Source organism: Flavobacterium cucumis, assembly GCF_900148835.1.
Classification (GTDB): Bacteria; Bacteroidota; Bacteroidia; order Flavobacteriales; family Flavobacteriaceae; genus Flavobacterium; species Flavobacterium cucumis.
In genome coordinates this window covers 39,834-61,078 of sequence record NZ_FRYK01000002.1, presented here as the reverse complement: position 1 = coordinate 61,078, position 21,245 = coordinate 39,834, and the positions used below count along the sequence as shown (strand labels likewise).

Genomic DNA, 21,245 nt, shown 5'->3' with positions numbered 1-21,245 from the left:
ATGAAAGCATTTGTTGGAACTGGTGTTGCCTTAGTTACACCTTTTAAAAAAGATTTTTCCGTTGATGTTGAATCGCTTATTAAAATTGTCAATTTTGTTATTGATGGAGGGGTTGAATATCTAGTTGTTTTAGGTACTACTGCGGAGACAGCAACGCTTTCGTCTGTTGAAAAGGAATTGGTTATTGAAACTATAGTTAAAGCCAATGCAGGAAGGTTGCCCTTGGTTCTTGGTGTTGGAGGGAATAACACTTTGAGTGTAGTTGAGGAATTAAAAACAAGAGATTTTTCAAGCTTTTCAGCAATTCTTTCTGTTTCGCCATATTACAATAAACCTACACAGGAAGGAATTTATCAACATTTTAAAGCTGTCGCTGAAGCATCTCCTGTTCCTGTTATTGTTTATAATGTTCCTGGAAGAACGGCAAGTAATATGTTACCTTCAACTGTGATAAGGTTAGCAAATGAGTTTAAAAATATAATTGGAATAAAAGAAGCTGCAGGAGATATAGTTCAGGCAATGAAATTAATTCAGAATAAACCTGAAGGATTTTTGATAATTTCAGGTGATGACATGATTACTTTGCCAATGATTTTGGCAGGTGGTTCAGGAGTTATTTCTGTAATTGGAGAAGGGTTTCCAAAAGAGTTCTCTGAAATGGTTCGACTTGGTTTGCAACGAAAAGTTGATGAGGCTTACAGTATACATTATAAACTAGCAGACAGTATTGATATGATTTTTGAGCAGGGTAATCCAGCTGGTATTAAAGAGGTGTTTAAATCTCTAGGATTGTCTGAAAATACGGTGCGTTTGCCTTTGGTAAATGTTAATGAAGATTTAGCAGCAAGATTAGAAAGTTTTACAAGAAAATTAAGTTAAAAAAAAGATTTTCATACTAATTAAATAATAACTAAATTTGCACTTGCTTTTTAGATGTCTGTCTTATGGATATTTATAAAGTTAAAAATAAATAATAAATGAGTAAATTTTTTGGATTCCTTATAATTGCAATAGTATTTGCTTCGTGTAGTCAATATCAAAAAGCATTAAATTCTGATGATATCGCTTTAAAGAGTGAGGTTGCAAACAGCATGTATGATGCAGGCAAATATAATAAGGCTATACGTCTTTATGAACAAATAGCACCTTCATATAAAGGCAAACCTAATGCTGAAAGAATGTTTTTTTTATATTCAAACTCACTTTATAAAACTAAACAATATTATTTAGCAGGTTATCAGTTTGAAAATTTTTCAGCTAATTATCCTAAAAGTGAAAAAAGGGAGGAAGCTACTTTTTTAGGGGCTGAATGTTATTACAAGTTGTCACCAGTTTACAGTTTAGATCAGACAGATACTCAAAAAGCTTTGGATAAAGTTCAGCGTTTTATCGACCTATATCCAAATTCTACGTTTTTACCAAAAGCTAACGAATACATCAAAGAGCTTAGGGTGAAACAAGAAAAAAAATCTTTTGAGATTGCGAAACAGTACAATACCATTTCAGATTTTAAAGCGGCGTTAAAGGCTTTTGATAATTTTATCTCAGACTATCCAGGAACTCCTTTCAAAGAGCAAGCCTTGTATTATCGATTGGATTCAGCTTATCAACTTGCGATTAATAGTGTTGATTCCAAAAAGCAAGAACGATTAGTGTATGCTAAGTCTACTTACAATAATCTAATAAAATTCAATTCAAATTCTGAATATAAAGCAAAAGCTGATACTATGTTAGCTGAAATAGACAAAGAGTTACAACAATATTCTAAATAAGACTAAATCATGGATTTAAAGAAAACAAATGCTCCTGTAAATACTATTACTTATAACAAAAGTAAATTAGAAGAGCCTACCGGAAACATTTATGAAGCGATAACTATTATAGCAAAACGTGCGAATCAAATTAATACCGAAATTAAAAAGGAATTGATTGAAAAATTGGAAGAGTTTGCAACATACAATGATAGTTTAGAGGAGGTTTTTGAAAATAAAGAGCAAATTGAAGTTTCAAAGTTCTATGAGAAATTGCCTAAACCTCATGCTTTAGCTGTTCAAGAGTGGGAGGAAGGTAAAATCTATTATAGAGAAGCAAAATAAATATGTCAGTTTTAAGCGGTAAAAAAATCTTGCTGGGTATATCTGGTGGTATAGCTGCTTATAAAACTGCTAACTTGGTTAGATTATTCATAAAAGCAGGTGCACAAGTACAAGTTGTAATGTCACCTGCTTCTTTGCATTTTGTAACACCACTTACTTTGGCAACACTTTCAAAAAATCCTGTATATTCAACTTTTTATAATGAAGAAGATGGAAATGGGATATGGAATAATCATGTTGAATTAGGTTTGTGGGCAGACTTTATGGTTATAGCGCCAGCTACTGCGAATACATTGTCCAAAATGGCAAATGGCAATTGTGATAATTTACTAATTGCTACTTATTTGTCAGCTAAATGTCCTGTCTATTTTGCACCTGCTATGGATTTAGATATGTATAAGCATCCTTCCACAATAGATAGCTTTCAAAAGTTGAAATCATTTGGAAATATAATGATTCCTGCAGAAAATGGAGAGTTAGCTAGTGGGTTGTCAGGAGAGGGGAGAATGGCAGAGCCTGAAAATATTCTAGCTTTTATTCAGGACGATATTTTAAATAAATTACCGTTAAAAGGTAAGAAAATATTAGTTACCGCAGGTCCTACTTATGAAGCTATAGATCCTGTTCGCTTTATAGGAAATCATTCTTCAGGTAAAATGGGATTTGATATTGCTATTGAAGCTACAAGAAAAGGTGCAGAAGTAATTTTAATTACAGGTCCAACTCATTTAAGTGTTCAGAATTCTTTGATTAATCTCATTCGAGTTACTTCGGCTCAAGATATGTACAATGCTTGTCATCAATATTATGATGAAGTGGATGTCGCTATAGCTGCAGCAGCTGTTGCGGATTACAGACCTATTAATATAGCCAATCACAAAATAAAAAAGAATGATGCTGCGTTTACTATAGCATTAGAGAAGACTAAAGATATTCTAGCTTCGCTTGGAGAAGTCAAGAGAAATCAATTTTTGATTGGTTTTGCTTTGGAGACTGAAAATGAAATTGAGCATGCTAAACAAAAAATTCAGAAAAAAAACTTAGATTTGATTGTTTTAAATTCTTTAAATGATAAAGGGGCAGGTTTTGGTTTACCAACTAACAAGGTCACTTTTATAGACAAGGATCATAATGTAGAACCTATGAATTTAAAATCAAAAGAAGATGTTGCAATTGATATTATTAGTAAAGTAATCCAACATTATAATGCGTAATACTCTATATATTCTTTTCTTTTTTATGATCAATATGAGTTTTTCTCAGGAGTTGAAAGCTACCGTTTCGGTTAATTTTCAACAGGTTAATAATGGAAATCCTCAGCTCTTCAAAAATTTAGAAAAGCAAGTTACAGAGTTTATCAACAATACTAAGTGGACGTCGGATACTTATAAAGATGTAGAAAAGATAGATTGTACGTTTTTCTTCAACATACTTTCATTTGGTTCTAACAATTTTGAAGCTACACTTCAAGTTCAATCTTCAAGACCAATATATAATTCAACTTTGTCTTCTCCGATTATCAATATAAATGATAAAAACTTTAATTTTCGATTCATAGAATTTGAAAATATGATTTATGATGAAAATAGTTTTTCTTCAAATTTAGTATCAGTTTTAGCTTTTTATGCTAATGTTATTATAGGTTTGGATAAAGATTCATTTTCGGAATTAGGGGGTACAAAAAATTTAGAGTCTGCTCAAAATATTGTAAATGTAGCTCAAACAAGTGGTTTTAAAGGTTGGAGTCAAGCAGAAAGTGGTAATAATAACAGGAATTTTTTGATTTCTGATTTGCTTTCTGGAACTTTTACACCATATCGTTTGTCGCTTTATCAATATCATCGCTTAGGTCTAGATTTAATGAGCGAAAATGTGAAATCAGGAAAAGAAGGAATTACTAAAGCATTAGAGACATTATCTGAGATTCATAAAGCAAGACCTAATTCACTTTTGGTACGTACTTTTTTTGACGCTAAAACAGATGAAGTCGTATCCCTTTTTTCAGGAGGCCCCTCTATTAATGCTACAAGAATTGTAGAACTTTTAAACCGAATTTCTCCTTTAAATTCTCAAAAATGGAGTAAAATAAGATAGTTTATCTTTAAATTTAAAACTTATGTTACTTTCACTTTCCATAAAAAATTATGCTTTAATAGAAAGCTTAGAAACTGATTTTTCCAATCAATTTTCTGTTATTACAGGAGAAACTGGAGCAGGGAAATCAATACTTTTAGGTGCATTAGGATTGGTTTTAGGAAATAGAGCCGATTTGACCTCATTGAAAGACAAAGAGCAAAAGTGTGTTATTGAAGCTGTTTTCTTTATTTCTAATTACAATCTAAAATCGTTTTTTGACGAGAATGATTTGGATTATGAGGATAAAACAATCATTAGGAGAGAGATTTTACCTACAGGTAAATCTAGAGCGTTTATTAATGATAGTCCAGTAAATCTTCAAGAGTTACAATTGTTAAGTGCTTCTTTGTTAGATATTCATTCACAACAACAAACTCGAGAGTTAACGGAAGAATCGTATCAATTAGAAATTTTAGATGCAGTTGCAAACAACCAACATCATATTTCCAATTATCAGAATATATTAGCTTCTTTAAAAATTAAACAACGCAATTTAAAAAATTTGTTGGCAACTAAAGAAGCATTAGAAAAGGAGTATGAATATAATTCTTTTCTTTTGAACGAACTTTTAGCTGCTAATTTGATCAATGGAGAACAAGAGCTGTTAGAGCTGGAGTTAGAGCAGTTGAGCCATGTGGAACTAATTAAGGAACATTTTGAACGAGTTCTAGTAATTGCTAATGAAGAACAAGTGGGAGTATTGGTTAATTTAAAGGAAATCAAATCAGCCCTTCAAAAGATATCATCTTTTTCACCCATTTATGCGCAACTTCATGAGCGTATGGTGAGTAGTATTTTGGAGTTAGAAGATGTTTTTAATGAATGTTATCAAAATAACGAAAAAATAATTCCTGATCCAGAACGATTAGAATTAGTGAATACCAAATTACAAACTATTTACAATTTACAAAAAAAGCATCAAGTTGATACAATTGAACAATTGTTGGTAATTCAAAACGAATTGGATTCTAAAGTAATGAAGGTTGATGATTTAGAAAATGAAATTTTAAAAGCTCACGATGCGCTTGCGGAAATTACGAAAGAAATTGATGTAATAGCAACTGTGATTTCAGAAAATAGAGAAAAAGCAGTTCCTAAATTGGTGGAAAAAATGAAACATATTCTTACACAATTAGGAATGGCAGAAGCAAACTTTCAATTTGAGATTAGAAATACGGATTCTTATTATTCAAATGGAAAAGATGAAGTTAGTTTGTTCTTTTCGGCAAACAAAGGGACTAGTTTTGGATTACTAAAAAAAGTAGCTTCGGGCGGAGAGATGTCACGAATTATGTTAGCGGTTAAAGCTATTTTAGCCAATTACTCTAAACTACCTACTATAATATTTGACGAAATTGATACAGGAGTTTCAGGAGAAATTGCTATAAAAATGGGAGAGATAATGAAAGAAATGAGTAAATCAATGCAAGTTTTTGCAATTACTCATTTACCCCAAATCGCTGCTAAAGGTGACTCCCATTACAAAGTAATTAAAAGGAGTCAAGGTGAAACCACTATTTCAGAATTATTACTTTTGTCAACTGAAGACAGAATTCAACAAATAGCAGAAATGCTATCGGGTAAAGACGTTTCAGAATCTGCTTTACAACATGCAAAAGCTTTGCTGAATTAAATTTTTAATCTACTTTTGTTATTCAAATTACAAAAACATACAAACCCATATAAAAAGTACAAGATGATTATAGAACCAAGAATGAGGGGATTCATTTGTTTGACGGCTCACCCTAAAGGTTGTGAACAAAATGTAAAAAATCAAATTGCTTATGTGCAATCAAAAGGAAAAATTGATGGACCTAAAAGAGTTCTGGTCATTGGTGCCTCCACTGGATTTGGTTTAGCATCAAGAATCACATCAGCTTTTGGTTCAAATGCTTCTACAATAGGTGTTTTTTTTGAAAAAGAGCCATCAGAAGGTAAAACAGCTTCTCCTGGATGGTATAACTCGGCAGCTTTTGAAATTGAGGCTCAGAGAGCAGGCTTATATGCAAAAAGTATTAATGGTGACGCTTTTTCAAACGAAGTGAAACAACAAACAATAGATATGATTAAAGCTGATTTAGGTCAGATAGATTTAATTATTTACAGTTTGGCTTCCCCTGTTCGTCTACATCCAGTTACAGGTGTTTTACATCGCTCTACTTTAAAACCAATTGGAAATACATTCACTAATAAAACAGTTGATTTTCATACAGGTAACGTTACACAAGTATCTATAGAGCCAGCCAATCAGGAAGATATTGATAACACGGTTGTTGTAATGGGTGGAGAAGATTGGTCTATGTGGATTGATGCCTTAAAAGAGGCAAATGTATTGGCTGAGGGGCTAACAACCATTGCTTATTCTTATATTGGTCCAGAAGTAACAGAAGCGGTTTATAGAAAAGGTACAATTGGTAGAGCGAAAGACCATTTAGAGGCTACTGCTTTTGAAATTACGGAGAAGTTAAAGGATATTAATGGTAAGGGATATGTATCTGTTAACAAGGCTTTAGTCACACAAGCGAGTTCGGCAATACCAGTAATTCCATTATATATTTCATTACTATATAAAATAATGAAAGCTGAAGGAATTCACGAAGGTTGTATTGAACAAATTCAGAGATTATATTCGGAGCGATTATTTACAGGCAATGCTATTCCAACTGATGAAAAAGGGAGAATACGAATTGATGATTGGGAGATGCGCGCTGATGTGCAGGAAAAAATTGCTAAACTTTGGACAGCATCAACAACTGAAAGTCTTGTTGAATTAGGTGATTTAGCTGGATACAAACAAGATTTTTTGAATTTGTTTGGTTTTGGATTCGAAGGTGTGGATTATCAAGCAGATACAGATGAAATGAAAATGATACCAAGTATAAAAAAATAACAATTTACTTCGCAAATGTTATAAAACCCTGAATTTTTCAGGGTTTTTTGTGTTTTATCGTATTTATTTGCTTTTTGTCGATATTAATTATTTTGTAATAAATATGTTAATTATTTATAATTATATTAGCAAATGCTTAACAATTAATTAATAATATTTATGAAAAAAATTACTTTATTTTTATTTGCACTCTTTTCGTGTTGGCAAATAAATGCCCAAGTAAGTTCTTATTCTTTTTCGGAGACGACAGAGACTTATGCACAAATTACGGGTACTACATCCACCGCAACAGGCGATGATGGAACACAAACAAATATTCCTATAGGTTTTACTTTTAATTTTGGTGGAACTGATTATACTGCTTTTGGTATTACAACCAATGGAATAATTAGATTAGGAACAAATACAACAAATACCACTATATCTAGTGGATGGACCAATGAATTAAGTAATACTTCTACTAACAGACCTTTAATTGCTCCTTTTTGGGATGATAATAATATGTCTGGTGGAGAAATTAGATATTCTGTTACTGGAACTGCCCCAAACCAAGTTTTAACCATTAATTGGCATAATTCAAAAATTGGAAGTACTGGTTCAACATTAGGTAGTACTGTTTCAACTTTATTGAGGTTATATGAAACTACTAATGTTATTGAAATTGTTTATAGTTCTCCATTCACTACAACAAATTCTGTAACTGCTTCTGTTGGTTTAAACGATACTTCTTCTTTCCTTAGTGTTACACCTGCTGCAACATCGACATTTTCAAATTCGACTGCTAACAATTTAATTGGTGCTACAGAAATGGCAAATTTAGCTGGGAAAAAATTAATTTTTACGCCACCGCCGCCATGCTCAGGAATCCCAGTTGGAGGTACTGTATCTCCAGCCAATCAAACTTTATTGTCAGGTCAAGTTCCTGCTACATTATCAATAACAGGACAAACTACTGGTGCTTCTAATTTAGCTTTTCAATGGGAGGAATCAACTAACGGCACAGATTGGGTTAATTCGACTGGAGGAACAGGAGCTACAACTTTAGCTTACACACCACCTACTTTTTCTGGTACTATGATAATGTACAGATTGAGAATTACATGTACAGCATCAGCAGAAAGTTCGGTTTCAACTGTTGCAACAGTTAGTCCATGTGGAGCATTACCCGTTCCAGCATTAGAAATATTAGATACTTTTCTGCCAACATGTTGGCAAGAAGCAGATAATGGAGATTTAACAGCTGGTCCGGCAACTTTTTTATCTGGGGCTTGGGTAGCTGATGGGTTTGGTAATCAAGGAACTAATGGTGCAGCAAGAATCTTAATAGATGGGGCTTCAGATAATGATTGGATAATAACCCCTTTATATGCTATTCCATCTACGGGATTTGAACTTAAATATGATGCTGCGGCAACTCAATCAGGGTTAACGACGAATCCTACAACACCATGGGAAGCAGATGACTTTGTTGAGGTTTTAGTGTCAACAGGGTTTACCAATTGGACAGTTCTTTATACTTACAATGCGGCTAATGCTAACATCCCTCTAAATACAGGAACACCTAATGTTATTAACTTAGATGCATATGCTGGTCAAAATATAAGATTTGCTTTTAGAGCTGTAGAGGGTGTAGATAATGGTTCTGCATCGATTGACTTTTCAATTGATAATATTCAAATTAGAGAGACACCTCCATGTGTAGAGCCAACATTGTTAACAGCGATAAACCCAACTTCTTCTAGTATTGATTTAAGTTGGACTCCTGGTGGAACAGAATTGGATTGGGAATATGTAGTACAACCGCAAGGTACTGGTGTTCCAACAGGGTCAGGAAATGCTATTGATACCAATATGTTTACGGAATCTGGACTACAAGTAAATACGGCTTATGAAGTCTATGTAAGATCATTCTGTGATGTAACGGAACAAAGTCCATGGGTTGGACCAGTTAATTTTAGAACTTTATGTGAAACGGTTACTGATTTTACACAGAACTTTGATACTGTAACAACACCTGCTATGCCTGATTGTTGGTCTAAGGTTTCTGCAACGGGTTCTTCGTATACTCAAACAGGATCTCCTAATTCAGGGCCAAATACATTGTATTTATATTCTAGTAGTGGAACTAGTTTAGCTGTTGTTTCCATGACGCCGGTTTCTAATTTAGGGTCAGGAACACACAGATTGCGTTTCAACATGCGTGGAAATTTCTCAACTGGAGGAGTGGTAGAGTTCGGATACCTTACCGATCCAACAGATGCTACTTCATTTACTTTAATCTCATCTGTTGCTGCGGCTTCAACAACCTATCAACAATATGCGATTACACCTGTTGCGGGAACTTATTCAAATTACCCTGCGTTCAGACACACAGGTGTCCCTGCGAATAGTGTTTTAATTGATGATGTGGTTTGGGAGCAAATACCTTTATTACCAGTTTGTTCAACAATTTCTTCACCTGCCGATGATGCTGTAGATGTAGCAATTACTGCTAATATTTCTTGGGATGCGAATATAGATGCTATAGGTTATCGTTTAAAAATAGGTACAACTTCTGGAGGATCTGAAGTTTTAGTTGAAACAGATTTAGGTAATGTTTTAACATACAACCCACCAGTTGATTTTAATTATTCAACGGTGTATTATGTTACTTTAACACCTTACAGTGCTAATGGTTCAGCGTCAGGCTGTTTAGAAACAACTTTTACTACAAGAGCTATGCCTCCTGTAGGTTCTGTTTGTTCAGATCCGATTGTAATAAACGCCGCAACGTTACCATTTACAACAACTGATAATACAAATTTATATGGGGACGATTATGAGAACGGCTCTTCACCTTGTACAGCATATTATATGAGTGGTGATGATGTAGTTTATGCTATTACGCCAGTATCCGATATTTCTGTTGATATCATGTTGAGTGATTTAGGGGGTACTTGGTCTGGTATTCACGTTTTAGATGGTTGCCCGGATGAGACTACTCCTCCAAATTGTGTTGCTTTTGAAGGTGATTCAGGTTCTGCTGACAGAGATTTACAGGACGTATTATTAACAGGTGGAGTAACTTATTATATTGTTATTTCTACTTGGGCTACTCCGCAAAGTGTTTCATATACTTTAACGATTACTGAAAATACTTGTGTTAATCCGACTGCTACTTTTTCAACAACTAGTAATTGTCCAACTACTACTTTTAATGCTATTGCAAACATATCTGATTTAGGTTCTGCTACTTCATTGACTGTAACGGATAATCAAGGAAGTCTTCCTCAAAATGTAACTGCTGTAGGAAATGTGTCTTTTGGACCATATGCCCTTGGAACTAATGTAGTTTTAACGGTTACTAATGACCAAGATAGTTCATGTAATATTCTAAGTTCAAATTTAACAATTTTAGCTTGTCCTCCTGCTAATGATGATTGTGTTAATGCTCAAGTTTTGACTCCTGGAGGTGTTTTTGGAGTTAACGATATTGTCGGAACCAACTTAGGAGCTTTAGCTTCAAATGGTGAAACTGCTCCAGATTGTGCTCAATATGTAGGTGGCGATGTGTGGTATTCAGCAGTTGTTCCTGCTTCTGGTAACTTAACTTTTGAATTGAATACAGATTCAGGAGGTATTACTGATGGTGCTGGAGCTGTTTATAGTGGTTCATGCGGTGCTTTAGTTTTGATCGACTGTGACGACTCATCTAGTTCAGATCCAAATGATCAACCATTAATTTCTGTAACAGGAAGAACTCCTGGTGAAGTACTTTATTTTAGAGTTTGGGAGTATGGTAATAATGTTTTCGGAACATTCTTAGTATCGGCATACGATGCTTCATTATCTTCTGATTCATTTGATAATAATAATTTCTTAGCGTATCCTAACCCGGTGAAAGATGTATTTAATTTATCTTATTCTTCAGAAATTTCATCTGTAAAAGTGATAAATTTACTTGGGCAAGAAGTTTTGACTAGAACGGTTAATGCTACTTCTACTCAAATAGATATGTCGCAATTAAGTGCTGGAACTTATATCGTAAATGCTACTGTTGGTGACACAGTTAAAATAATCAAGATTGTTAAGCAATAATTAATTTAAATTTTTGTAATTAAAGTCCCGATTTTATCGGGACTTTTCTTTTTATTACCTTTGTGAAAAATAAGACATGTATTTTTCATTTATTGTTCCTGTTTATAATAGACCCGATGAAATTGATGAGCTACTTGAAAGTTTATCGAAACTAAAAACTGAAACCCTGTTTGAAGTCGTTATAATTGAAGACGGCTCTACGATTCCTTGTGACGCTATAGTAGAAAAATACAATTCCAAAATTTCCATATCTTATCATTTTAAACCTAACTCAGGACCTGGTGATTCTCGTAATTATGGTATGAAGGTGGCAAAAGGAGATTATTTTATCATTCTCGATTCAGATTGTATTATTCCGCCAGATTATTTATTGCAAGTTCAAAAAAGTCTAGAAGTAGAATACGTAGATTGTTTTGGTGGCCCAGATGCAGCATTAGATTCTTTCTCAGATATTCAAAAAGCCATCAACTTTTCAATGACTTCTTTTTTGACCACAGGTGGTATAAGAGGTGGGAGTGAGAATGTAGGCAAATTTCAACCGCGTAGTTTCAATATGGGGTTGTCAAAAAAAGCATTTGAAGCCTCTGAAGGTTTTGGTAATATTCATCCTGGTGAAGACCCTGATTTATCTATTCGATTATGGAATCTAGGTTTTCGAACAAAACTAATCCAATCCGCTTTTGTTTATCACAAGAGGAGAATTAGTTGGGAGAAATTTCAAATTCAAGTTTATAAATTTGGAAAAGCCCGACCTATTTTGAATTTTTGGTATCCTGAACATGCTAAAGTTACCTTTTGGTTTCCTAGTTTGTTTTTATTTGGATTTTTAATTTCAATTTTATTTGCCTTATTATTGTTTCCTTATTTTTTAATTATTTACCTTTTCTATTTTGTGATTTTATTTCTTTCTTCTTACTTTAAGAATAGAAATTTTAAGATAGCACTTTATTCTGTATTTGCATCATTAATTCAATTTTATGGATACGGAAAAGGTTTTATACTTTCCTATTTTAAAGTGTTGATTTTAAAACAAGCGCCTGAAAAAGCGTTTCCAGAATTATTTTTTAAAAAATAAACAATGACAAGAATTATTGGTTTAACGGGTGGAATAGGTAGCGGAAAATCAACTGTAGCAAATTATATTGCATCAAAGGGTATTCCAGTATATATTGCTGACGAAGAAGCTAAAAAATTGATGAATTCTGAACAGCTTTTAACTAAAATTCAAGCCATTTTTGAAGAGAATATTATGACCGATTCTGGAAACCTTGATCGGAAAAAAATAGCTGAAATAGTTTTTAACGCACCAGAGAAATTAACTGAACTCAATAAAATTGTACATCCAGCAGTGAAAATACACTTTGATAATTGGGTTAAACTGCATAAAAATAACCCTTTTGTCATTAAAGAGGCCGCTATTTTGTTTGAGTCAGGTGGAAATTTAACATGTGATAAAGTAATTTTGGTTACTGCACCAGAAGAGCTTCGGATTGAACGGGCTATGAAAAGAGATAAAGTGGATAGAGCGAGTGTGATGAAACGGATTCAAAATCAATGGTCTGAAGAAGAGAAAATCAAGAGAAGTGATTTCATTGTCAATAATTTAGATTTAAAAACTACCCTAAACAAAATAGACCAAATTCTTAAAATTTTATCAAAACAATAATAAAAGGTTTTTATGTTAATCTTTGGTTAATGTATTTTAACAGTAAATGTTAAAATGTTAAATTTGTTTCGATGAATAAATCAAGGTTTAGATTATTAGTTTTTTTAATGAGTTTGTCATTAATAGGCATTATTTTAGTTCAATTGTATTGGATTACAACCTCTTTGACTAAAAATGAAGAAGAATTCAAATACCATGTACAGCAAGTACTTGGTAATGTTTCAAATGCTATTAAGGATAAAGAATTGGTGTCCTTTTACAAACAATATAATAAAATTATTGACAGTACGGGCGTCGTACCTAAAGAAGAGGATTTAAAAGAGATTTATTTTTATGAGCGAGATAGAAAAACCAATGAAACCATTATCTATTCTAACACTTTAGTTGCTGAAAATTATGGAATATCAGGTTCGTTCTTTGATAAAAATGCAGGAGCTATAAACTTCGAGAAAGTTATTTCAAAAAGAAAAACGGAAATTTATAATGGTAATTCCATTAATGATGGAAGTTATCAATTAAATACCCAACCTAACGTAACAATCAAAAAAACAGGAAATCTTTCCATATTAGATCGTGCAAATTTTGAAGTGGCTTTTAGAGATATTGTGTCTCAAAAACCATTACAGAGTAGGATTTCTACTGACGAGTTAGCCAAAATGTTAAAAGAAGAGCTCAATAAATATGGAATTAAAACACCTTTTGAATTTGGAATTTACAGTAATGGTTTAGCTACAAAATTGCGTTCCGATAAGTTTAAATATCAGAAAAATAAAACCTATGGGATTCCAATTTTTCAAGACAATGAAGGGATTTCAAAGTATCAATTGTTAGTAGGGTTTCCACAGAAAAGTAAATTCGTTTTCTCCTCTCTAATTGGAATCACTAGTTTATCTCTTTTATTTACTTTAGTTATAGTGCTTACCTATTCAAGTGCATTGAATCAATTGATCAAGCAAAAGCAAATTTCTGAAATTAAGACCGATTTCATTAATAATATGACGCATGAATTTAAAACACCTATTGCTACTATAAATTTAGCTTTAGATGCTATTAAAAATCCAAAAATTATTGATGATAAAGAAAAAGTGCAGCGCTATCTTCAAATGATTAAGGAAGAAAATAAAAGGATGCATGCACAAGTGGAAAATGTACTTAGAATTTCTAAATTAGAGAAAAATGAATTGGATATTTCTAAAGAGCCGAGAAATGTAGCTGAGATAATAGAAGATGCAATTGACCATGTCAGTTTAATAGTTGAAGATCGGGAAGGAGTGATTCATTCTCATTTTAATGCACAACGCAATACGATTTTATTGAATGAAGTACATTTTACCAATGTTTTGGTTAATGTTTTAGATAATGCTATTAAGTATTCTCCAAACGCACCTGTAATCGATATTTACACGGAAAATATTAAAGATTATATCTTAATTAAAATTCAAGATCAAGGAGCAGGAATGAGTAAAGTGGCTCAAAAAAGAGTTTTTGAAAAATTCTACAGAGAACACACAGGAGATTTACATAACGTTAAAGGTCATGGCCTTGGTTTGGCTTATGTAAAACAAATAGTGGAAGATCATAACGGTCAAATATATGTTGAAAGTGAAAAAGGAAAAGGTAGTACCTTTATAATAAAAATGCCATTAATCAATTAAAAAAAATACAAAAATAGTATGGAAGGGAAAAAAATATTATTAGTAGAAGATGATCCAAATTTTGGAGCCGTTTTAAAGGATTATTTAATGATCAATGACTTTGACGTTACGTTAGCAAAAAACGGAATGGAAGGATTTGAGAAATTTAAAAAAGATACTTATGATTTATGTATCTTAGACGTAATGATGCCTTATAAAGATGGTTATACATTAGCACGTGAAATTCGTGAAAAAAATCAAGAAGTGCCTATTATCTTTTTAACTGCAAAAACACTTAAAGAAGATGTTTTAAAAGGCTATAAAGTTGGAGCAGATGATTATTTAAACAAGCCTTTTGATTCAGAAGTGCTTTTAGTAAAAATTAAAGCTATTATTCAGCGCAAAGCATCTGAGATAAAACCAGATACGAATCAATTTGAATTTACAATAGGGAAATTTCATTTGAATTCTAAACTTCGATTCTTAACTTATCCAGGACAAGAACCTATCAAATTATCTCCGAAAGAGTGCGAGTTATTAAAAATGTTGGCCCTTTTTGAGAATGATTTGATGCCAAGAGAATTAGCTTTAACGAAAATATGGAGAGATGATAATTACTTCACTTCAAGAAGTATGGATGTTTATATTGCTAAATTGCGAAAATTCTTAAAGTTAGATGAAAATGTAGAAATACTTAATGTTCATGGTGAAGGATTTAGGTTACTAATCAAACAATAAACAGCAATTGGTATTTTTCAAGATGAACTTAATTTTAAAATTTGATTAAAAGAAGTTCCGATTGATAAAGTTTAAAATTCTATAGTCAAACTCTGTCTTTAATAAGACAGAGTTTTTTTATTCTATGATTTCTAAAGCGTAACAAATCTTATCGTCTTTAGAAATGACGTACGTGTTTTTATTTTTAGAAATTATGGCTTCGTCATTCCAATTCAATTCTTTTAAAAAATTCATTTCAAATCCTTTTATTTGCTGTTTTAGAATGAATTTTCTATCCATAGTATTAAGACACCATTCTAAATATTTTACGTTGTTAGCATGATTTACAATATCCAAATCGGATAATTGAACTTTATAATCCAAAACTTTTTCAAACGCAACATCCAAATTAATGCGTTGCATCGATTTTTCTGTTGCATTCTGTTCGGGATATTTTGTAAAATGTTTGTGTGGTAATGCTAAATTTTCAGGTCTTCTGATTTGGGTATTTAATACTGCCCAGTACGTTTCACAACCAGCAAGTTTTTCATCACCACGATATAATTCTAGACAGCGTGTTGAACGCGAATTTTCTAACGATTTTATCCAAGTTTTTACGGTAACTTTCTCTTTCCATTTGGGTAAATTAACGACTTCTAAACGCATTTTACTCATTACCCAAGCTTGGTGATGTTCTTGCATATCGCTAAAACTAATTCCGCCTAAATCGGCATGAAATCCAGCAGTAATTTGAAAAATATTGCACAATTCAGTATATTTCAACAAACCATTGGGATAGCATTGTAGAAAATTGATTTCGTATTCTTGTTCTAAAATAGAGGTGAAGTTGGGTGAAATAGGCATAATAAAATTAATTTAATTCGATTCCAAATGAAATTTGAAAGGCATCGCTAGTTCCATAATATTTTTTATCTTGGCTTGATGCCTCAATGTTATTAATCAATTTATAATAATTGAAACCGATATATATAGAATAAGTATTGTTTAATTTATAATCTAAATAGCTGCCTATTTTAATTTCATTTCCTTTTTGTTTTGCAATTATGTTAACCGAATTTTTATAATTCAAATCAGTATACGCATAATTAACATAAGGAATTATTGCGTATTTTGGATTTAAGTTTAATGTATAATCGGATTGAATAGAGTAGGAGTATTTATTAATATGACTGATATTACCTATGCTAGAATTTGTTTCATTATATTTTTGATATTCAAATCCGAATGATAATTTTAAATCGTATATTTTTAAAAAACTAAAATTACTAGAAAAACCAATATTGTTTTTAAATTCATTTGAAATCATATTGTTTCCAAAATGAATTGGCATGACAACACCGATTCTCATACTTGGTTCTAAATCGATAATTTTATCATGCTTTATATCCTGACAATATGAAATACCGTAAACAAATAGAAGTAGGGAAGTTATTTTTTTCATTTTAATACGTTAAAGTATATTGAATTTCGGTATCATTTATAACTAAAGGAATTGTGTAATATTCAATTTCGTTAGTAATTGTATTTCTAGTTTGATATTTTAATTCAATACTTTGATTTTTTTTGATTAGATAGTAAAGCTCGGGGTCAAAATAATCAGTATTATTTTCTTCATTCAAATTAATTTGAGGTTGATATTTTATTGCAATTACTTCTATTTTTTCTAAAATTTTGTTACTTGAAATTTGATTTAATTGAATTGTAAAAGAAATTATTTCGTCAATCTTAAAAAGGATTAAAGTGCCTAATTCCCAATCTGATTCAGTAAAATTATCGTCGTTTAAACCATAAAATGTGACGGGCAGATATTCATTTGATTCCTCTAAAATGAGACTAGCTGAATTCTGTGGTTTAAACATTTTAAAGTTTATAAAACCTTCGTTGTTAGAGACCTTTTTATAAGTAGAAGTATCAAAACTGTCATCTCCGTAGCTAGTAAATACATATGCTTTTTCATTTTCTAAAGGTTCGTTTTCAACGTTAACTACTTTTAATTTTATATTTATTATAGCTTCACCATCGTATGGAATTCCGCAAGAAACGAAAGTAAATAAGTAAAGTAATAAGATTTTTTTCATATTAAATTTCTTTTAAAGATGGAATTTTTGGCAATAAGTTGCGTTACTTTTTCTTTAATTCAATGTTTTTAATAATCTCTTCTCTATTCATCAAATAATCAAACCAACTCACGTTTTCTGTTCGTTTAAACCATGTGATTTGACGTTTAGCAAATCGTCTTGTATTCATTTTGATTTGCTCAATGGCGAAATCTAAAGTGGTTTTCCCATCAAAATAATCGAATAATTCTCTGTAACCTACTGTTTGTAAAGCATTCAAATGTTTGTTAGGATACAAAGCTTGTGCTTCTTCTAAAAGTCCTTCATTTAGCATAATATCAACACGTTGGTTGATTCTCTCGTACATGATTTCTCGTTCGGCTTCTAAACCAATGATGATCGGAGTAAAGTTTCTTTTATTTTTTCGTTTTCCTATAAAACTTGAATACGGTTTTCCACTTCCAATAGAAACTTCCACAAAACGCTTCATACGTTGTGGATTTTGTAAGGTTTGCGGATTTTCAGTTTTTAATTTTTGGTAATATTCCGAATCTAATTTTTGAAGTTGTTCTTGCAAATAAGTAATTCCTAATGCATCATATTTAGCATTAATTTCAGTTCGAACCGAATCATCAATATCCGGAAAATCATCAAATCCTTTTAAAACAGCATCGACATATAATCCAGAACCACCAACCATAATTTGAATGTTGTTTTTCTGAAATAATTCACTCAATTTAGCCAAAGCTTCTTGCTCAAAGTCACCTACTGAATAACTTTCAAAGATCGATTTATTCTGGATAAAATGATGGGATGCAGCTGCTAGCTCTTCATCATTTGGTACGGCTGTACCGATTTTCATTTCTTTAAAAAACTGACGACTATCGCACGAAATGATTTGACATTTGAAATGTTGTGCTAAAGCTATGCTCAAGGAAGTTTTTCCAATGGCTGTTGGTCCTATTATAGTGATGAGATAGTTCAAATTTTAATTTTCATTTAAAAACGAAGAGATATTTATGTTTAGATTGAAATAAACACCTAAGTTTTTAGATTTATCATCTGTTAATTTAAATGGATTAGAAATGTTTCTATCAGCAAGTATTTCAAAATTTGCGTATTTGGTAATTGAAGTTCCAAAACCTAACAATGCTCCAAAATTAGACTTTTTTAATAGTTCATCTTCTAATTCTTGGTTTTCTTCAAATTTGATATTACCAATTTGTGAAAATCTAAAACCAGCTAATAAATAAAAACCTGAATCATAATTTTTTCTAACATCAAATTTTGATAATCCTTGAAATTGAAATGAAGAATAGGTAACATCACCAAAAATATCTGAAAAATATCCGACATCAGTACTTACTGAATAATTTGTTTCTGTAGTTTTGTTTAAAAAAATATTTGATTTAATTCCAAATCTGTTATTTAATTGATAGTCTGCAAAAACGCCAATATTTGTTTTACTTGTAGCTCCTGATGCAGAATATGGTCCTTCAATTTCAATATCATAAGCATTAAACCCAAGGTATAAACCATATTTTAGTTTTTGTGAATAAAAATTGTTTGACACAAACAAAGTGATTAGTAACAAATAGTAAGTTTTTTTCATTTTTATTAAATTTTGATTTTAGAATAATATGCTTTGAAATTACAAATGTCCTTGCCCAAATTGCAATGATAAACGGATATAGATTCACATTATAATTCGTGTCCGCAATTCTGGCAATATTTTGCATTTAATAAATGTTCGTGACCACCACAATTTTGACACACTTTTTTGTCGCTTTCTCTAGTTTTAGGCATGTTTTTTGCAATTTCAGCAGTGATAATTCCTGTTGGGACTGCTATAATTCCGTAACCCATAATCATGACAAAAGAAGCAATAAATTGACCTAAAGGCGTAATAGGAGTAATATCTCCAAATCCTACTGTGGTTAAAGTTACGATGCACCAATAAATTGAAACGGGAATACTAGTGAATCCAGCTTCATCTCCCTCCACAACATACATTACCGAACCAATAATGATACAACTTATTAAAATAAAGTACATGAAGACTAAAATACGACCACGACTTGCAATTATCGATTCTCGTAAGTGTACTGATTGACTGGAAAATTGAGGATGGTTTAGAATTTTAAATAATCGAAGTAGTCGTAAGGCTCTAATTACAGTGAAAACGCTAGTCCCTGTTACAAAAAAAGACAAATACATGGGTAAAATTGCTACCAAATCGATAATTCCGTAGAAACTTAAAATGTAATTGATGGGTTTTTTAATCGTGATGATTCGCAATATATATTCGATAGTGAAGAAAAGAGTAATGACCCATTCAGAAATCAAGATGAAAGTGTGGTATTTTCCATCGAATTCTTTTACGGTTTCTAACATTACCAAAACAACGCTTAGTAAGATCAAACCTAAGAGAATTAAATCAAAAAGCCTACCTGCAACGGTATTGGTTCCGTATATTATAATATGGACTCTTTGTTTGAAAATCTCGTATTTCGACTTCACTTCATTCATAAAACAAAGTTAAGCAATTAAAATTGAATTATTTTGTAGACCTTGTGCTTGCGTAAATAGGTTTGAATGATCGTTTTGGTATCGCGATTGTGTTGCATTGGAATGATGATATTTTTCAAAATTTCAATGTTGTTTACTTGATAATTCAAATCGTAAAAACAGTAGCCTTTATAAATTCCACTTTCAATTAATACAGCGGTTCTCTCATCATAAGTTCTACCTCGGTCTAGAATCACCATGTTGTTGTTTTCAAACGAGTTTTCTTCAATAAATTCCAATACACGTTCGTTGTAGCTTTTAGGATTTTCCTCACCTAAACAAGCCCCATTACATTCTTTAATTTTGTATTGAAAGCAACCGTTTTTCGTATCATACAAGCCGTTGATTTTCTGACACAAATTGTATTTTTCAGTTATTTTAAATAATGCATTTTTTCCTTCTTGAAGTGAGGTGAATGAGGTAATTTCTTTCTTTCTACCATCTGCTTTTTCAACGGTTAATGCAATGTAACCTTGCTCGTTTTTATGTTGGTATAACGCATATTGAAAAATACTTTTGCGTTGGGCCCTATTGTAAATTGGTTTGTTGATTTTAATTTCTTCGCTTTCTTTTAAAAGCGCAATCAATTCACTACCTGTTTCTTCAAAAGTTACGGTATAAACATCGCGTTGGATTTTTTTACTTTTACTGGAAGTACCCGTGAAATGTTGGTTAACTCGTTTTTTAATATTTTTACTTTTTCCGATGTAAATCAAATTTCCTTTTTCGTTGTGGATGTAGTAAATGCCTGTTTTGGATGGTAAACTCTCTACAATATCTAACAATTTAGGTGATATTCCTGATTTGATTTCGGTCTTAATAAAGCTTTTTACGATTTCTTTTTCAATGTCTTTTACCAACAACATTTTGAATAATTTCACCGTTGCCATAGCATCGCCACTCGCACGATGTCTGTCTGCCATCGGAATTCCTAACGAACGCACGAGTTTACCTAAACTATAGGATTCTTGACCTGGAATTAACTTTTTAGCCAATTCGACTGTACAAAGCGTTTGTTTTTTGAAATCAAAACCTAAACGTCTGAATTCTGTTTTTAAAATGCGATAATCGAATGACGCATTGTGTGCTACTACTACACAACCTTCTGTAATTTCGATAATTCTTTTTGCTACTTCATAGAATTTTGGAGCGCTTCTAAGCATAGCATTATTAATCCCAGTCAATTTTACTACAAAAGGTTGGATTGGTTTTTCAGGATTTACAAGGCTAATAAATTGATCGATTACTTCGTGGCCATCAAATTTATAAATGGCGATTTCGGTAATACCTTCTTCATTGTATTGCCCTCCAGTGGTTTCTATGTCGATGATTGCGTACAAAATAGTTTACAGTGTTCAGTCCCAGTTTTCAGTTAATTGGCAC

The 21,245-nt window shown here is 32.0% G+C and carries 19 protein-coding genes; 12 read left to right on the top strand and 7 right to left on the bottom strand.

Annotated elements, in window-relative coordinates; all coding sequences use genetic code 11:
• The 12 genes from dapA to BUE95_RS06200 all read left to right on the top strand — a co-directional run bounded on the left by dapA (position 1) and on the right by BUE95_RS06200 (position 15,237).
• Complete coding sequence (gene dapA, locus BUE95_RS06255; protein ID WP_073582603.1) at positions 1-879, top strand: 4-hydroxy-tetrahydrodipicolinate synthase; 879 nt, start codon at positions 1-3, stop codon at positions 877-879.
• A gap of 98 nt (positions 880-977) precedes the next feature.
• Positions 978-1,772, top strand: coding sequence for an outer membrane protein assembly factor BamD (locus BUE95_RS06250; RefSeq protein ID WP_073582601.1), 795 nt, complete (start codon positions 978-980; stop codon positions 1,770-1,772).
• A gap of 9 nt (positions 1,773-1,781) precedes the next feature.
• On the top strand, positions 1,782-2,096 hold the full coding sequence (locus BUE95_RS06245; RefSeq protein WP_073582599.1) for a DNA-directed RNA polymerase subunit omega: 315 nt from the start codon (positions 1,782-1,784) through the stop codon (positions 2,094-2,096).
• 2 nt (positions 2,097-2,098) lie between these two features.
• Positions 2,099-3,310, top strand: a complete 1,212-nt coding sequence (gene coaBC / locus BUE95_RS06240; RefSeq protein ID WP_073582597.1) for a bifunctional phosphopantothenoylcysteine decarboxylase/phosphopantothenate--cysteine ligase CoaBC — start codon at positions 2,099-2,101, stop codon at positions 3,308-3,310.
• Positions 3,303-4,190, top strand: a complete 888-nt coding sequence (gene porD / locus BUE95_RS06235; RefSeq protein WP_073582595.1) for a type IX secretion system protein PorD — start codon at positions 3,303-3,305, stop codon at positions 4,188-4,190. The genes coaBC and porD overlap by 8 nt, the downstream gene beginning before the upstream one ends.
• A 22-nt stretch (positions 4,191-4,212) precedes the next feature.
• Entirely contained in the window at positions 4,213-5,865 is a 1,653-nt protein-coding gene (recN, locus tag BUE95_RS06230) for a DNA repair protein RecN (RefSeq protein ID WP_073582593.1), read from the top strand.
• Positions 5,866-5,928: 63 nt separating this feature from the next.
• Positions 5,929-7,122, top strand: a complete 1,194-nt coding sequence (gene fabV / locus BUE95_RS06225) for an enoyl-ACP reductase FabV (protein ID WP_073583496.1) — start codon at positions 5,929-5,931, stop codon at positions 7,120-7,122.
• Positions 7,123-7,281: 159 nt separating this feature from the next.
• Positions 7,282-11,199, top strand: coding sequence for a T9SS type A sorting domain-containing protein (locus BUE95_RS13720; protein WP_073582591.1), 3,918 nt, complete (start codon positions 7,282-7,284; stop codon positions 11,197-11,199).
• Between the two features lie 76 nt (positions 11,200-11,275).
• Positions 11,276-12,274 carry a glycosyltransferase family 2 protein gene (locus BUE95_RS06215; RefSeq protein WP_073582589.1) on the top strand — a complete coding sequence of 333 codons (999 nt, stop codon included), beginning with the start codon at positions 11,276-11,278 and terminating at the stop codon, positions 12,272-12,274.
• A 3-nt stretch (positions 12,275-12,277) separates the two neighbouring features.
• Complete coding sequence (gene coaE, locus BUE95_RS06210; protein ID WP_073582587.1) at positions 12,278-12,865, top strand: dephospho-CoA kinase; 588 nt, start codon at positions 12,278-12,280, stop codon at positions 12,863-12,865.
• A gap of 71 nt (positions 12,866-12,936) precedes the next feature.
• A complete protein-coding gene (locus tag BUE95_RS06205) occupies positions 12,937-14,520 on the top strand; it encodes a sensor histidine kinase (RefSeq protein ID WP_073582585.1) in 1,584 nt (527 codons plus the stop codon).
• 18 nt (positions 14,521-14,538) lie between these two features.
• Positions 14,539-15,237, top strand: coding sequence for a response regulator transcription factor (locus BUE95_RS06200; protein WP_073582583.1), 699 nt, complete (start codon positions 14,539-14,541; stop codon positions 15,235-15,237).
• A gap of 117 nt (positions 15,238-15,354) precedes the next feature.
• On the opposite strand, the gene BUE95_RS06195 is transcribed toward BUE95_RS06200, so the two are convergent.
• The 7 genes from BUE95_RS06195 to BUE95_RS06165 all read right to left on the bottom strand — a co-directional run bounded on the left by BUE95_RS06195 (position 15,355) and on the right by BUE95_RS06165 (position 21,202).
• The gene (locus BUE95_RS06195) at positions 15,355-16,080 is read right to left on the bottom strand and encodes an acyl-[acyl-carrier-protein] thioesterase (protein ID WP_073582581.1); all 726 of its coding nucleotides are present in this window, start codon (positions 16,078-16,080) and stop codon (positions 15,355-15,357) included.
• A gap of 7 nt (positions 16,081-16,087) precedes the next feature.
• On the bottom strand, positions 16,088-16,678 hold the full coding sequence (locus BUE95_RS06190; RefSeq protein ID WP_073582579.1) for a hypothetical protein: 591 nt from the start codon (positions 16,676-16,678) through the stop codon (positions 16,088-16,090).
• A 1-nt stretch (position 16,679) separates the two neighbouring features.
• Positions 16,680-17,315, bottom strand: a complete 636-nt coding sequence (locus tag BUE95_RS06185; protein WP_073582577.1) for a hypothetical protein — start codon at positions 17,313-17,315, stop codon at positions 16,680-16,682.
• A 43-nt stretch (positions 17,316-17,358) separates the two neighbouring features.
• Entirely contained in the window at positions 17,359-18,279 is a 921-nt protein-coding gene (gene miaA / locus BUE95_RS06180; protein ID WP_073582575.1) for a tRNA (adenosine(37)-N6)-dimethylallyltransferase MiaA, read from the bottom strand.
• Between the two features lie 3 nt (positions 18,280-18,282).
• Positions 18,283-18,906 (bottom strand): porin family protein, encoded by a 624-nt coding sequence (locus BUE95_RS06175; protein WP_073582573.1) that lies wholly within the window; start codon positions 18,904-18,906, stop codon positions 18,283-18,285.
• An 89-nt stretch (positions 18,907-18,995) separates the two neighbouring features.
• Complete coding sequence (locus BUE95_RS06170; protein WP_073582571.1) at positions 18,996-19,823, bottom strand: ion transporter; 828 nt, start codon at positions 19,821-19,823, stop codon at positions 18,996-18,998.
• A gap of 17 nt (positions 19,824-19,840) precedes the next feature.
• Positions 19,841-21,202 carry an exonuclease domain-containing protein gene (locus BUE95_RS06165; protein WP_073582569.1) on the bottom strand — a complete coding sequence of 454 codons (1,362 nt, stop codon included), beginning with the start codon at positions 21,200-21,202 and terminating at the stop codon, positions 19,841-19,843.
• Between the last annotated feature and the right edge of the window lie 43 nt (positions 21,203-21,245).